The 13373-nt window shown below is 67.2% G+C and carries 16 protein-coding genes and 1 tRNA gene; 7 read left to right on the top strand and 10 right to left on the bottom strand.

Annotated features, from left to right (window positions below; genetic code table 11):
• Window position 1 precedes the first annotated feature (1 nt).
• Together AC1DKN_RS00665 and AC1DKN_RS00660 are read right to left on the bottom strand one after the other, a co-directional pair.
• Window positions 2-619, bottom strand: coding sequence for a DUF47 domain-containing protein (locus tag AC1DKN_RS00665; protein ID WP_028276610.1), 618 nt, complete (start codon window positions 617-619; stop codon window positions 2-4).
• Window positions 620-1002: 383 nt separating this feature from the next.
• Window positions 1003-1656, bottom strand: coding sequence for a hypothetical protein (locus AC1DKN_RS00660; RefSeq protein WP_018774895.1), 654 nt, complete (start codon window positions 1654-1656; stop codon window positions 1003-1005).
• Between the two features lie 202 nt (window positions 1657-1858).
• Between AC1DKN_RS00660 and AC1DKN_RS00655 the strand changes: the two genes are divergently transcribed.
• A tRNA-Lys gene (locus AC1DKN_RS00655) sits at window positions 1859-1931 on the top strand.
• Window positions 1932-2596: 665 nt separating this feature from the next.
• Here AC1DKN_RS00655 and AC1DKN_RS00650 read toward each other — a convergent pair.
• Window positions 2597-2863: a hypothetical protein gene (locus AC1DKN_RS00650; RefSeq protein WP_476870193.1), complete on the bottom strand. Its 267-nt coding sequence runs from the start codon at window positions 2861-2863 to the stop codon at window positions 2597-2599.
• Window positions 2864-3006: 143 nt separating this feature from the next.
• Here AC1DKN_RS00650 and AC1DKN_RS00645 point away from each other — a divergent pair, with 143 nt between their 5' ends.
• Together AC1DKN_RS00645 and AC1DKN_RS00640 are read left to right on the top strand one after the other, a co-directional pair.
• A complete protein-coding gene (locus tag AC1DKN_RS00645) occupies window positions 3007-3501 on the top strand; it encodes a MarR family winged helix-turn-helix transcriptional regulator (RefSeq protein WP_028276609.1) in 495 nt (164 codons plus the stop codon).
• A gap of 64 nt (window positions 3502-3565) precedes the next feature.
• On the top strand, window positions 3566-3913 hold the full coding sequence (locus tag AC1DKN_RS00640) for a hypothetical protein (RefSeq protein WP_476870192.1): 348 nt from the start codon (window positions 3566-3568) through the stop codon (window positions 3911-3913).
• Window positions 3914-3979: 66 nt separating this feature from the next.
• Here the strand turns inward: AC1DKN_RS00640 and AC1DKN_RS00635 are convergent, their stop codons facing one another.
• Complete coding sequence (locus AC1DKN_RS00635) at window positions 3980-5080, bottom strand: lactonase family protein (RefSeq protein ID WP_476870191.1); 1101 nt, start codon at window positions 5078-5080, stop codon at window positions 3980-3982.
• A gap of 270 nt (window positions 5081-5350) precedes the next feature.
• On the opposite strand from AC1DKN_RS00635, the gene AC1DKN_RS00630 reads away from it, so the two are divergent.
• Window positions 5351-6181, top strand: coding sequence for a putative protein N(5)-glutamine methyltransferase (locus AC1DKN_RS00630; RefSeq protein ID WP_476870190.1), 831 nt, complete (start codon window positions 5351-5353; stop codon window positions 6179-6181).
• Between the two features lie 37 nt (window positions 6182-6218).
• On the opposite strand, the gene AC1DKN_RS00625 is transcribed toward AC1DKN_RS00630, so the two are convergent.
• The 5 genes from AC1DKN_RS00625 to AC1DKN_RS00605 all read right to left on the bottom strand — a co-directional run bounded on the left by AC1DKN_RS00625 (window position 6219) and on the right by AC1DKN_RS00605 (window position 9534).
• Window positions 6219-6659, bottom strand: a complete 441-nt coding sequence (locus AC1DKN_RS00625; RefSeq protein ID WP_476870189.1) for a hypothetical protein — start codon at window positions 6657-6659, stop codon at window positions 6219-6221.
• Window positions 6660-6828: 169 nt separating this feature from the next.
• A complete protein-coding gene (locus tag AC1DKN_RS00620) occupies window positions 6829-7092 on the bottom strand; it encodes a GlsB/YeaQ/YmgE family stress response membrane protein (RefSeq protein ID WP_018774889.1) in 264 nt (87 codons plus the stop codon).
• A 149-nt stretch (window positions 7093-7241) separates the two neighbouring features.
• A complete protein-coding gene (locus AC1DKN_RS00615) occupies window positions 7242-8213 on the bottom strand; it encodes an aldo/keto reductase (protein WP_476849882.1) in 972 nt (323 codons plus the stop codon).
• A gap of 96 nt (window positions 8214-8309) precedes the next feature.
• Window positions 8310-8519, bottom strand: coding sequence for a dodecin (locus AC1DKN_RS00610; protein ID WP_223914666.1), 210 nt, complete (start codon window positions 8517-8519; stop codon window positions 8310-8312).
• Between the two features lie 52 nt (window positions 8520-8571).
• A complete protein-coding gene (locus AC1DKN_RS00605) occupies window positions 8572-9534 on the bottom strand; it encodes an SGNH/GDSL hydrolase family protein (RefSeq protein WP_476849881.1) in 963 nt (320 codons plus the stop codon).
• A 133-nt stretch (window positions 9535-9667) separates the two neighbouring features.
• Between AC1DKN_RS00605 and AC1DKN_RS00600 the strand changes: the two genes are divergently transcribed.
• Window positions 9668-9925: a metal-sensitive transcriptional regulator gene (locus AC1DKN_RS00600; RefSeq protein ID WP_018774886.1), complete on the top strand. Its 258-nt coding sequence runs from the start codon at window positions 9668-9670 to the stop codon at window positions 9923-9925.
• Between the two features lie 31 nt (window positions 9926-9956).
• Here the strand turns inward: AC1DKN_RS00600 and AC1DKN_RS00595 are convergent, their stop codons facing one another.
• On the bottom strand, window positions 9957-10667 hold the full coding sequence (locus AC1DKN_RS00595; protein WP_223914664.1) for a FadR/GntR family transcriptional regulator: 711 nt from the start codon (window positions 10665-10667) through the stop codon (window positions 9957-9959).
• A 190-nt stretch (window positions 10668-10857) separates the two neighbouring features.
• Here AC1DKN_RS00595 and AC1DKN_RS00590 point away from each other — a divergent pair, with 190 nt between their 5' ends.
• Together AC1DKN_RS00590 and AC1DKN_RS00585 are read left to right on the top strand one after the other, a co-directional pair.
• Window positions 10858-12345 (top strand): four-carbon acid sugar kinase family protein, encoded by a 1488-nt coding sequence (locus AC1DKN_RS00590; protein ID WP_476849880.1) that lies wholly within the window; start codon window positions 10858-10860, stop codon window positions 12343-12345.
• Between the two features lie 88 nt (window positions 12346-12433).
• Window positions 12434-13333 (top strand): NAD(P)-dependent oxidoreductase, encoded by a 900-nt coding sequence (locus tag AC1DKN_RS00585; protein WP_476849879.1) that lies wholly within the window; start codon window positions 12434-12436, stop codon window positions 13331-13333.
• Window positions 13334-13373 lie beyond the last annotated feature (40 nt).

Here is a 13373-nt window from a genome sequence, read left to right as displayed (position 1 = left end):
GTCAGGATTCCTTGACGATGATGCTGCCCACCTGGGTGGCGATCCGGCGCATGTCCTTCGTGACTTCCACGAGCTGGTTCGCGACGTCGCGGTTGCGCGCGTACTGCATGGCCTTCATCTCGTGGAGCATGTCCGCGACCCAGACCCGGTGCGTGCGCTCGGCACGCTTGGCCAGGCGCAGGATCTCGATCCAGTAGTCCTCGAGGTCGTCCAGATTGTTCAGCCGCCGCATCGCATCGACCGTTAGTTCGGCCTGGCGGCTGATGATTTCCAGCTGGTCGGCGGCCCGCCTGGGCAGCCGTTCGAGCTTGTAAAGGGAGACGAGCTCGGCGGCGGCGTCGAGCTTCTCCATGGCCTCGTTGAGGAACCGGGACAGCGTGTACATGTCCTCGCGCGGCAGCGGGTTCACGAAGCTGGTGCGCATATGGGTCAGGAGGGCAAAGTGCAGCTCCGCGGATTTGGCCTCGTGGTTGTGCATGTCCTCCACCAGCCGGGCATGCTCGCTGGCCGGGGCGCCGAGGATCTCCGAGAGTGTTCCGGTCCCCAGCACGATCTGGCGCGCCATTTGGGAGAGCAGGTTCAGTCCGGCGGACTCCTGGGGGAACAGGCGCAGCTTCACGTGGTGTCACCGGTCTTCCGGGAGGAGGTTCGCGGGTGGAGCCGGCCGGCCGTGTGACTTGACGGTGACCAGTGCATACGCATCACTTTACCGTCCGCGGCGGGTCCGGCCCGGCCCGACGCGGCGTGTGACGGCGCAGGTGAAAACCGGGCGAACATCAGGGTCAGAAGGCATGAAAATGGTGCCGAACCGGATACGCCTCTCGGCGGTAGGCCGCTCTAGGCGGCTAAATGTTGAAGCCCGGGGGTTTCGCGGTTCGGCACCGCTTTTAGTTTTCTACGTAGGTTCATGCAAGTCAACATTGACAGCCTGCCCGAGCCGTGCGTGTCCTGGGTGCTGCGGGCCCGTCATCCGGGCGCCTGCCGCCCGGCCCGGCTGGCCCCTCAGTCCAGTTCGCCCAGCCGCCACGCGTTGGCGGCGTGCTCGAGGTCCTCGGCCGTCTTGACGAGCAGATGCGAGTTGCGGGTGAGTTTGCTGGCGTGGTTTTCGTTGCTGTGCTCGGCGTTGTCCGCAAGCGTTGCCTGGCCCAGGGCCACCACGCGGCAGAACGCTGCGGAGCGTTCCAGGGCGACGTCGAATTCGCCGTCGAACGCCCCGGAGAGGATGGCGTCCGCCATGGATTTCATCTCATCGGCGCCGGGCGGTTCGGCCGCGCCGGCGACCACATGCGAAACCTGGGCCGTGTCCTTGCCCGCCTTGAAGTAGACGGAGATCCGCTCGGGATCCTGGATGGTGGCGGCCCGCAGGGCGTACAGGCGCCACAGCGCGCCGGGGAGGGACCGGGCGGGGCTTTCGGCCCACATTTCGGCGATTGCTTCCAGGCCCTGCTCATCGGCGAGTTTGACGAGCCGTTTGGTGACTTTAGGATCGTCGCTGTCCCGGCCGCGGCGCACGAGAGCCTGCGCGGCCAGATGGGCCGCCTCCGAGACGCGGGCAGGATCGGCCCCTCCGGCGAAAGGCTCAAAGTCGATCGGTGCGAAGGGTTTCGGCTTGTGGTGCCGCGGGCCGGGGGCGCTTGATCCTGCTTGCTCGCTCATGCCCCCACGCTACTCCAGTGCCGCAAGGGAATCGAGGATCGGTGCGCGCTGCTGCCGTAGACGTCGGGGGCCGACGCCGCCGGTGCGGCCAACGTGAAAAAAGCCGGCCCGGGTCTGGGGTACAGTGTTAACGTCCAGAAATGGACTGGGCCGAAACGCGCTGCATCAGCGGATTTATCCGCTGGTTCGGGGCTGTCGGCTGGGGCCTTTAGCTCAGTTGGTAGAGCATCGGACTTTTAATCCGTGGGTCGTGGGTTCGATCCCCACAGGGCCCACTCTTTTAGCGAAGAGTGGAAAAACCCCGGTTTCCTGCAATTGCAGGGGATCGGGGTTTTTTTGTGTGCGTTTTCTGATTGTTTTGGAAGATGGGCTAGGCCCTTCGTGGGGACATTTTGGAGACATTGCCCTGGGTGGCCTCCAGACCGGCAGCCCTGGCGGACTCAAATGCGCGCGATACTTTCGTCCAGCCGTTCCGGCCATGAATGCCCGTAAGTGTTCAGTGTCGCCGTGGCATCTTTGTGTCCAAGCAGGGGCTAAACGACGTTGACGTCGGCGCCAGCAACTACGGCGGCGCTTGCCGCGGTGTGCCTGAGCTTGTGGGAAGTTAGCCCGGTTCCGCCCAGACCGACGTCGTGCGTGGCGAGGTTGAACACGCGGTTACGCCAGTTGTGCGCATTCAGAGCCTCCGGTAGCCGCGGCTGGAAAACGGACGCCTCGTGGAAATCCAGAACCGGCCGCGGGGTTGCGGTCAGCAGGGTGTGAATGTGGCCGAGGCTTAGGGTTTCAGCGGGCCGCGCATTGGGGCTGCCTCGACCCTGGCGGACGGCTGCCCCGGGCTCACTCCTGCCAAGGGCTGCTGACCCAGCGGTGCGGATAGTGGGCCCGGCCATCTGCCCCGGCACCTCGACCGATCAGCGCTGTCGATCGTGGCTTTTCGCGCTCAGTCTCTCGGGCCGATCTCGTCCTTCCGGTACCCCAGCGTCTTCAGGGTTTCTATCATCTTGTTGGCCATTTGCACGTCACCGTCTGCCACGCCCTCCCGGGCGTGGATCAGGGACATCCTGTATCCGTCGGGGAGGACGGCCGTGACGATCCACTCGTGCCTGGTCCAACGAAACGTGGAGAAGATCCCAGTTGCGTTATGAACGAGCAATTCCATCCGCTCGGCTAGTTCCATCCCCTGCCTGTCTATTGCAATCCGGGCCATCAGTTTCCCTTCGCGTCCCAGTGCCGTTTATCAGCCGTGAGCAGTCTTTATTGGGTTGTGCGCCTTAGCGTATATAGATTGTGGACGCCGGTATAGGCTCATTTGCACGGCTGGCTAGTTACCAGTTCCGCTAGGCTTGGCGAATGGACTCCCACGGCGCCTCCGGATACTGGTATGGCCCCGATGACAGCCTGGATCCTCCGGCGGCGATCCTGCAGGCCCTCCGCGACTATCGGATCTCGGAGGTGGCGACCAGGCGGTCCACCCGCGATTCGATGGGCATGGGTGAGACGGACCTGCTGGCTTTGCGCTACCTGCTGCGGGCTAAGGCGACAGGCGAACGGGTTGGCCCGAAGGATCTCAGCCGCGTCCTGGGCATCACCACCGCTTCCACAACGTCCCTGATCGACCGGCTGGTAGCAAGCGGGCATGTCCGGCGGGAGCCGCACCCGACGGACCGGCGCTCCCTTGTGATCGTGCCGACGGTGGCGACGGACTCCGAAGTCCGCGCCACGCTTGGACACATGCACCGGCGCATGATGGAGGTGGCAGAGTCCATGAGCGCGGAGGACGCCCGCGTGGTCATTACTTTCCTCCGCCGGATGAGCGCGGCCATCGGCGCCGAGCGGCATAACTAGCTCGTTTAACTAGTTATATGTATGCTTACTACTTGTTTTTTAGATCTCAACGAGAGTAGGCGCCGTGGCTGAATCCGCAACCCTGACCGGGGACCCTGCGACAGTGCTCCCGCCCGGCGCCCCGCTGCACTGCGGCGCACCCATGCAGTGGACCTCGCCTGAGCCGGCGATGCCCTCCTACTCGTTCGGGCCCGCGGACCCGTCCCTCGATCTTCCGGCCCTGTGGCGCTGTCCCTGTGGCTTCCAGCTCGACGGCGGTATCCAGCCGGGGGACGGACTCCACTTCGCCGACGGTTTCCAGGCGGAGAGCGTGTTCCAGCTGGAGGGCGGGTTTCAGTTGGGCGGGATCCAGCTGGATGGTGGCGAACAGGGAGTCGATCAGGGTGCTGCGGGCCTTGCCGCGGCCTGCTGACCCAGCGGCCTGCTTTTCACCAGCCTGTTCTTCACCGCAGCACCGCGTCAGCCGGGCGCCGGCTCCTCACCCCCGGTGCGCCAGCCGGGGCCGGGCCGGCACCAGCGCCGTGGGGGAGGCCACCTGCAGCCGGTCCGCAGGGATACCCGGCAACCCTGATGCCGCGTCCAGAGGAAACGTCACGATGTCGCCGGAGCGTTCGTGGGCGACGTGCAGCAAGCCGTCGCGGACCAGGTGGTGCCGGGGCCAGTCGCCGCCGCTGGGGACGTCGGCCACCGGACGCAGCGCCGCGCCCCCGGCCTCCACCGCCAGCACGCAGACCCGGTTCGAACCGCGGACGCCCACATAGGCGTACCTGCCGTCGGCCGCCAACGCGATCTCTGCCGCCGAATCATCCGGCTGCGCCCCGGCGGCGGCGGCGGGCCCGACGAATCCGAGCCGGAAGTCCCCGGAGTCCGGCGACAACCCGGCCACAGCCACCTCGATTGAATACTCGGTCACTACAAAGACATGGCCGCCCGGATGCTGGACCAGATGCCGGGGGCCGCTGCCCCGCGGCAGGACCACCTCGTGGTCCAGGGCCGGCCCCAGAGCCAGCCCCGGTCCGGACCCGACATTCCAGATCCGCAGCAGGTCGTGGCCGAGGTCGGTAGTCATCACCCTGCCGTCGGCCAGCATAAGTGCCGCATGAGCGCGGCTCGGCCGTTTTTCCCGTTCGCCGGGGCCGCCGCCGGGAGTCTCACCGTACGGGTCGCGCGATTCGACGCCGGCCGTCCGGTCAACGATGCCGCCGTCGGCGTCGAGCTCATAGAACAGCACCTGGCCGTCGCCCCAGCAGCAGACAACGAGGAAACGGCCGGAAGGCTCGACGGCGACATGGCAGGCCGCGTCACCGGCCGGCCACGCCGGGCCCGCGGGCTCCAGTCCAAACGCGCCGGCCCTGCGGTAGGCCCGGACGGTCCTGGCCTGCTCGGCCACGGCATAGACCACAGGGAGAGACGGGTGGACCGCCAGGAAGGACGGCGAGTCGGCCGCCGCCGCAACACCCAACCAGCGCAATGTGCCGTCGGCCGCCGCGGCAACCGCGCCGATCCCCGTGCCGCGGCCGCCGGAATCTGCCGTGTAGGAGCCGGTCCAGATGAGATCGTGGGCAGGGAGGGAGTCCATGCTGCCATCCTGCCAGCCGCCGCCGCCAAGGCATCCCAAGCAGGCGTCACAATCCGCCGCCGCAGTCCGCCGCCGCAAAACCCGGACGAGTCACAGCAGGCCCAATCACAGCTGGCCGCGGGCGGCTTCGGTAGCATGGGGCAATCGAGCAACTGCAGCAAAAGGAGGTGGGTCCCGTTCACGCAAGTCCAGAAGGGATGCCCGCCCAGCAGTGCCAGCCTCGGCCAGCTCACGGTGAGGGCGTCTGACACCCGACCGAAGGGCGCTCCCATGCCAGTAATCCGCCATCTTTCCCCGCACGAGATACTCACGGCCAGGCTCCGGGCAGCCGGCTGCGTGTTTGCCGAAGACGAGGCCCGTCTGCTGATCGACGCGGCCCCGACCCCGGAGGCGCTCGAACGGATGGCCGGCCGGAGGGTCGCCGGCCTTCCCCTTGAACACATTCTCGGTTGGGCGGAATTCTGCGGGCTCCGCATCGCGGTCGACACCGGAGTCTTCGTGCCCCGCCGCCGGACGGAATTCCTCGTCCGGCAGGCCGCTGCGCTGCTGGACGCAAGCCGCATGGCGCGGGGCGACGCCCCGGCACCGGTCGTGGTCGATCTGTGCTGCGGGTCCGGCGCTGTCGGTGCGGCGCTCGCGGCCCTCGCCGGCCCCGCCGAACTCCACTGCGCCGATATCGACCCCGCGGCTGTGTCCTGTGCACGCACCAACGTCCTGCCCCTGGGCGGGGAGGTCCACGAGGGTGATCTCTATGCTCCCCTCCCGGCGGGCCTCCGGGGCCGGGTCCGGCTGCTGGCCGTCAACGCCCCCTACGTTCCCTCGGCAGACATCGAAACCATGCCGCAGGAAGCGCGCGTCCACGAGCCGCGGGCCTGCCTCGACGGCGGCGCCGACGGGCTTCAGGTGCAGCGGCGGGTCGCCGCCGGCGCACGGCAGTGGCTGGCGCCCGGCGGCCACGTACTGATAGAGACCAGCCGCCGGCAGTCCGCGCAGACGGCCGGAATCCTCCGCGGGCACGGACTGGCGGCCCGGGTGCTGCGCTCGGAGGAACTGGGGGCCACCGTGGTGGCCGGCGAGCTGCCGCCCTCCGGCGGGCGGTAGCCGGCAGGGGCGGCGACGGTGGCCCCTCAAAGAACCCCTAGGGCAGTTTGTCCCCGTCCACGTTGGTGGCGGGGCCCGCCGGGGTGGCACCGCCCTCGTCCGACCAGTCCTGGCCCGTCTGGTCGGTGAGCGCAGGGTCGGAATGGACGTCGCGGGCCGCGGGTGCCGGCGTTCCGGGCGTGGCTGCTCCCGGTTTTCCTGGCGTGGCCGCAGACGTGCTTCCGTGGCCGGCATCGCGGTGGACAGCGGAGCTTATGACGGTACCAGCGCGGCGCGCGGCTTCGCCGAGATGCTCGGAGACCTCGGGGGCTTTGTCTTTGACCGTTTCTGCTGCCGCGGCCACCTTGTCCTGGACCGGCTTGCTGTTCCAGAGCTCTGCCGACCTGGCCTTGAGCTTGTCATAGGCTGCGCGGCCTGACCGCGATCCCAGGACGTACCCTGCTGCCAGTCCGGTGGCGAAAAGAAATTTGCCCTTCATGCTGTGCTCCTGCTCCCTGACGTAGGTGAAAAGTAGACGTTGTTGAACAGTTCGTGGACAGTGGGTGGCAGTGCCGGACCATGCGGCCGGCAGGCCGCCTTGCTGTCAAAATAGTGCAAAAAACCGGCCCCGGGAATAACCCAGGGCCGGTTTCCGGTCAGCTTCCGTGTTAGCGGGCTGAGCGCTTGCTGATCATGCCGTAAACGAGCAGGACGATGATCGCACCGCCGATGGCCAGCAGCCAAGTCGACAGCGAGAAGAACTCGTTGATGCCAACGCCGAACAGTGCGCTGCCAATGAATCCGCCGAGCAGGGCGCCGACGACGCCCAGGATCAGAGTGATGATGATGCCACCGCCCTGACGTCCCGGGAGGATAGCCTTAGCGATGGCGCCGGCGATGAGGCCCAGAATCAGAAATGCGAGAAAACCCATTTTTCGTTCCTTCTTCTTTCATAGAGGAGGCACCCGGATCGCCGGGTGCGCTACATCCTTCTGCCCTAATACTAATCATGCTTAGTATCAAAGAGCCACCCGACACCCGTGGGTTCGCCGGGCGGGGTGCCAAAACAGCCGACTGCGCCCTACCATGCGTAGTCTTCCGGAGCCGTCCTGTGGCCCGGGAAGATCTCGTCGAGGCGCTTGAGCGCATCGGTGTCGAGCTTCAATTTGTGCGCCCTGACGGAGGCTTCGAGCTGCTCGAGGGTACGCGGGCCGATGATCGGAGCGGTGACTGCCGGCTGGTGGAGCAGCCACGCGAGTGCCAGGTCCGCGGGTTCCTGACCCAGTTCGGCGGCGAATTCCTCGTATCGCCGGATCTGTTTCTGGTGCGACTTGAGCGCCTCGAGGGCCCGGCCCGCGATGCGACGGACGCCGTCGTTCTCCTTCTTCAGCACTCCGCCGAGCAGGCCGCCGTGCAACGGCGACCATGGCAGGATCCCCAGGCCATACTGCTGGGCGGCCGGGATGACCTCCAATTCCACGTCCCGGGTCAGCAGGTTGTAAATCGACTGCTCGCTGACCAGCCCGTTGTAGTTGCGGCGGCCGGCTGTTTCCTGGGCCCGGGCGATGTGCCAGCCGGCGAAGTTGCTGCTGCCGGAGTACAGGATCTTGCCTTGCTGGACGGCGACCTCGATAGCCTGCCAGATCTCATCCCAGGGCGTGTTCCGGTCCACGTGATGGAACTGGTACAGATCGATATAGTCCGTCTGCAGCCGCTTCAGGCTGGCATCGAGCGCCCGGCGGATGTGCAGTGCCGAGAGTTTGGACTCGTTGGGCCGGTCGGTCATGGTGCCGAACAACTTGGTGGCAAGCACCGTGCGCTCGCGGCGCTCGCCCCCCTGGGCGAACCAGCGGCCGAGTATTTCCTCCGTCCAGCCGCGGTGGCTGGACCCGCCATACACATTGGCCGTGTCGACGAAGTTGATGCCGGCGGCCTGCGCGGAGTCCAGGATGGCGAAGGCCTGCGTCTCCTCGGTCTGCGGGCCAAAGTTCATGGTGCCCAGGCAAAGGCGCGAGACTGTCAGGCCGGAGCGGCCCAGATGCGTATAGCGCATGAAGTTTTCCTCTCCGCCCTGGCCTCCTCTGCCCTGACGGGTTGCGGGTTTCTCCGGAGCGGGACGGTGCGTGCCGGCCCGCTCCGGAGTCTGGCGTCAACGCTCCAGGCGGAACCCCAGCTTGATGGTGACCTGCCAGTCGGCGACCTGCCCGTTTTCAAGGTGGCCGCGGATCTCCTTGACTTCGAACCAGTCAAGGTTCCGGAGGGTCTTGGCGGCCTCGGCGATGCCGTTCCGGACGGCCGCATCGACGCCCTCGTTCGAGGTTCCGACAATTTCAGAAATGCTGTAAGTGTGATTAGGCAACTTCGCTCCTCGTGATCGCCATCGATGCCCGGCTGTGGGCCGTTCCTGCAGACTAGCCGACCGAACCCGGCCGGACTAGGGGTTTGTGCCCGGAGTCCGGGACCCCGGGAGGCGGTCCGGGCAGCGGGCGTTTGGCCTGCCGGGGCGGGGTGTCTGCGCGCGGCCTGATCCGGCTCACCATCCAGGGCAGCATGTAGTGCGCCATCCATGCCAGGTCACCGGCCCGGGTCTCCCGCCAGTTGCCCGGCGGCATCGGCTTCGGTTCCAGCGGCCGCAGACGGTGTGGCACGCTGAGCGTGTCCAGGACCATGGCCGCAATGGTGTGGTGTCCCAGCGGCGAGAAGTGCAGGCGGTCCGGATCCCACATCCGCGGATCGCTCAGTTGCCGCAGGGCCCACAAATCGGCGATGACGACATCACGCCGGGCGGCGATGACACGGATGTTCTCGTTGAATACCGCGACCTTCCCCCGGATGTGTCCGAACACAGCGGTTTCGCCCCAGTCCGGCCCGGTGAACAGGACCACCGTGGCCCCGGTGGCAGAGAGGGCTGCCACGGCGTCGTCCAGGGCCGCGGCCATCCGGTCCGGATCGCCGCGATGAAACACGAGATCGTTCCCGCCGGCGGAGAGCGAGACGAGGTCAGGCTTCAGGTTCAGGGCCGGTCCGAGTTGCTGGTCGAGTATTTCGCGCAGGACCAGGCCGCTGATGGCAAGGTTTGCGTACCCGAACTCGCGGCGGCCCTCGCCGAGTTCCTCGGCGATGCGGTCCGCCCACCCCCGAATGCCCCCGGGGCTCAGCGGTTCTGGGTCGCCGACGCCTGCCGTGAACGAGTCGCCCAAAGCGACATACCGGCTCCAGGGCCGGGAACGCAGGTCACCGGCACGGCCGCGTGCGGAGCTCTGATCCCCTGGATGCCACGGCCCCGCGGCGGGGAGGTTGACGCCGGTACCGCCGGCGTCCGGCTCTAGGAACCTGGCGGCGTTCACATCACCAGCAATACGCCGATATTCCATGCCTCGCTAGGTACTTATGCCCCTAGCGGGGCGGCATGCGGCCGCGCGGCCACCCCCGGCCGTCCGCCACCCGGGAGGCGAAATACTCAGGGGGGTATAATGTGGAGCCTGACGCATCGAACCGGAGGAACCAATGGAACTCGATCCCACCGACATGAAGCCTGTTATTAACCGGCTTCGCCGCGCCCAGGGCCAGCTCGCGGCCGTCACCAGGATGATCGAGGAGGGCCGTGACTGCAAGAGCGTCGTGACCCAGCTGGCGGCCGTGTCGAGTGCCCTGGACAAGGCTGGATTCTCCATCATTGCGACGGGCCTGCAGCAGTGCATGCAGCAGGAAGACCCCAGCCTGGACCGCGCCGAACTCGAGAAGCTCTTCCTCTCGCTCGCCTGAGTTCATTATCCGGGCAAAGCGCGGGTCCGCGTCAGGCGGGGCCTCCGGCCAGCACGAAGGTCTTCAGATCGTCAAGGGTCTGCTGCATGTGGGCGTCCATGGCGTCGCGGGCGCGGTGCGGGTCGCGGGAGGCCAGGGCGTCAGCGATGTTCTGATGGTGCCCGATGGCGTGCTCCTGGATCTCCGGCACCTTGGAAGTTTCCGTCCGCCGTTTTTCCAGCACGCGGTGCAAGGGTTCGAATAACACGGCGACGAAGACGTTTTCCGAGGCCTGCAGGATGAGGTCGTGGAAAGCGAGGTCTTCCTCCACGAATGCCGCGAGATCATTCCTCTCGTGGGCCAGCCGCATCCTGTCGACGTGCGCGCGGAGGGCCTGGATGTCCGTGTCCGACATCCGCCCGGCAGCCAGTTCGCAGGCGCCCGTCTCCAGCATCCGCCGGAGCTCGATGAGCTGGATGGCGGCCGAGGCGTCGTTCGTGCCCTCCGAGGCTGCCCGCAGCACGGCGTCCAGGGAGCCCCAGCGGTTCACCGGGTTCACGAACGTGCCCCGGCCCCGTTCCACGCTGAGGATCCGCTGGGCTTCAAGGGTTTTCATGGCTTCGCGCACGGTCATGCGGCTGACTTCGTGCCGGGAGCTGAGCTCCAGTTCGCCGGGGACGCTCGCGCCGGGCGGGAACTCGCCGCCAATAATCCGGTCCAGCAGTTCGTCGGCCACAACGCCGACCAGCGATTTCCTAGCCAATTCTCCCCGTCCAGCGACTTGTTGCCTGATGGCGTGCTCCGTGATGGCCAAGTCTACTTGCGCGTCGTTGTGCCATATGCCACACTAGCATTCATATGCAAGATGTCTGACATCTTACATTTTGTTCCTGCTGCGGCTCGCGGAGAACCGCAGTTTTCCACTGAAAGATCCACACACAATGGAGTGCATAGTGCCCCTCGAAGCAGACGTGCTGGCCGCTTTCCCCGCGGAAGTACAGATCCCCGCCCGGCTGGTGGCAGACAGCGTGGCCGCCTCCTCCGAGGCATCCCCCCGTGTCCTGGTCGTACTCGACGACGACCCCACCGGCACCCAGTCCGTGGCGAACCTGCCGGTCCTCACCCGCTGGGAAGTGGCGGACTTTGCCTGGGCGTTCGCCTACGAAGTCGACGGCCAGCGCCAGCGCGCGGTCTACGTGCTCACCAACACCCGCAGCCTTGACCCTGCCGAGGCGGCTGCCCGCAACGAGGAGATCGTCCGCAACGCACTCGCGGCCGCAGCGTCCGCTGAACCCGCGCTTCGGCTCAGCTTTGTCAGCCGCAGCGACTCCACCCTCCGCGGACACTACCCGCTCGAACCGGACGTCATCGCAGCCACCGTCACCGCCGTCAACGGCGAGAAGACGGACGGCGTCGTGATTGTTCCCGCGTTCCCCGACGCCGGCCGCGTCACGGTCGGCGGCGTGCACTTCACCCGCGGCACAGGCCCGGACGCCGGGCAGCTCACCCCCGTGGCCGAGACCGAATTCGCCCGGGACGCCAGCTTCGGCTTCGCCAACTCGGAGATGGCCAAGTATGTCGAGGAGAAGTCGAACGGCCGGTTCCCCGCGGATTCGGTGATCGTGCTGGATCTGGACATCATCCGGGCGTCCGCCGATCCGATGATCTCCGCCAAGGCCATTGCCGATGCCATCGACGCCGCCACGGATTCGACTCCGATCGTGGCGGACATCGTCACCGAAAACGACCTGCGGGCGCTGGCCCTGGGCCTGGAAGAAGCGGAAAGCCGCGGCAAGAAGCTGCTCTACCGCGTGGGCCCGCCGTTTGTTCGGGCACGGATCGGCCAGGAAATCCGCACCGAACTCAGCGGCGAGGAAGCCTATGCGGGCAACATCCCCTCGGAAGCCGGTGGCCTGATCGTGGTCGGTTCGCACGTCGGTGTCACCACCCGCCAGCTCAACGCCCTCACCGAGCAGCACAGCGCGGCCCGGATCGTGGAGATCGACGTCGAGAAGCTCCTCGGCGACAACGCGGGGGAGTACCTGGACGAAACCGTGGACACGGTCGTCGCTGCCCTCCGCGGCGGCGACGTGATCGTGCACACGAGCCGGCTCCTGATCAAGACCTCCGACGCCGCCGAAAGCCTGCGGATCGCCCGCACCGTCTCTGCCGCCGTCGTTGCCGTGGTGAACCGCACGCTAAAGACCTTCCCGCCCCGCTTCGTGATCGCCAAGGGCGGCATCACGTCCTCGGACGTGGCCGCACACGGCCTGGAAATCCGGCACGCGATAGTCCGCGGGCCCATGCTGCCGGGCATCGTCAGCCTGTGGGAACCGGTGGACGGTCCCGCCAAGGGCATCCCGTACATCGTCTTCGCCGGCAACGTGGGCGACGACCAGTCCCTCGCCGATGTCACGCGCAAGCTCAGCAACACCTTCTAATCCCCGCCGGCTCCCAGCCTTCACAACCTCAGGCAGGGCCCCTCGCCGGTATGGGCCCAGCACCACACGTCATTCGATGGAGAACACCATGACCAGCAACTACACCATCACCGTCCTTGGCCTTGGCGCCATGGGCCTGCCCATGGCCACGCGCCTGGCAAGCGAGCTCACCGTCCACGGCTTCGACATCGCCGAACCGCGCCTGAAGCTGGCTGAAGAGGCCGGCATCCGCACCTTCGCCTCCGCACGGGAAGCCTCGAAAGGCGCCGACGCGCTGCTGCTGGCAGTGCGCAACGGTGAACAGCTAAACGATGTCCTGTTCGGCGAGAACGGCGTGGCCTCCGTGCTCAAGCCGGGCGCCGTCGTGATCCTGGGCAGCACCGTGGGCACCGAGGCCATCCCGGCCGCCGTCGACCGCCTGGCCGAATACGGCGTCGAACTGGTTGATGCCCCGCTGTCCGGCGGCCCCAAGCGTGCCGGCGAGGGCGACCTCCTGATCGTGGTGGGCGCCTCGCCCGAGGCCCAGGAAAAGGCCCGCCCGGCCCTTGAGCTGCTGGCCTCCACCCTGACCGTGGTCGGCGACAAGCCCGGCGACGGCCAGGCTCTCAAGACCGTCAACCAGCTGCTCTGCGGCATCCACATCGCCGCCGCCGCCGAGGCGATGGCCCTGGCCGACGCCCTCGGCCTGGACCAGGCCAAGACCCTCGCCGCCCTTGAAGCCGGCGCGGCGGGTTCCTTCATGCTTTCCAACCGCGGACCGCGCATCCTGGAGGCCTACACCGAGGACGGCGCCGAAGTCCTCAGCCGGCTGGACATCTTCGTCAAGGACATGGGGATCGTCGGCAAGGCCACCCGCGCCGCCGGCCTCGCCGCCCCGGTGGCCGCCGCCGCCGAGCAGCTCTACCTCCTTGGCCAGGCCCAGGGCCTCGCCGCCGCCGATGACTCCGCCGTCATCAAGGTCGTCGCGCCCACCAGGCGCACCGCCTAACCAGCCACCCCCATCCCCGACGACGGCGGTCCCCCCTCCG

This window comes from Arthrobacter sp. 01N444 (assembly GCF_056399305.1).
This window is presented reverse-complemented; position numbering and strand designations above follow the sequence as displayed.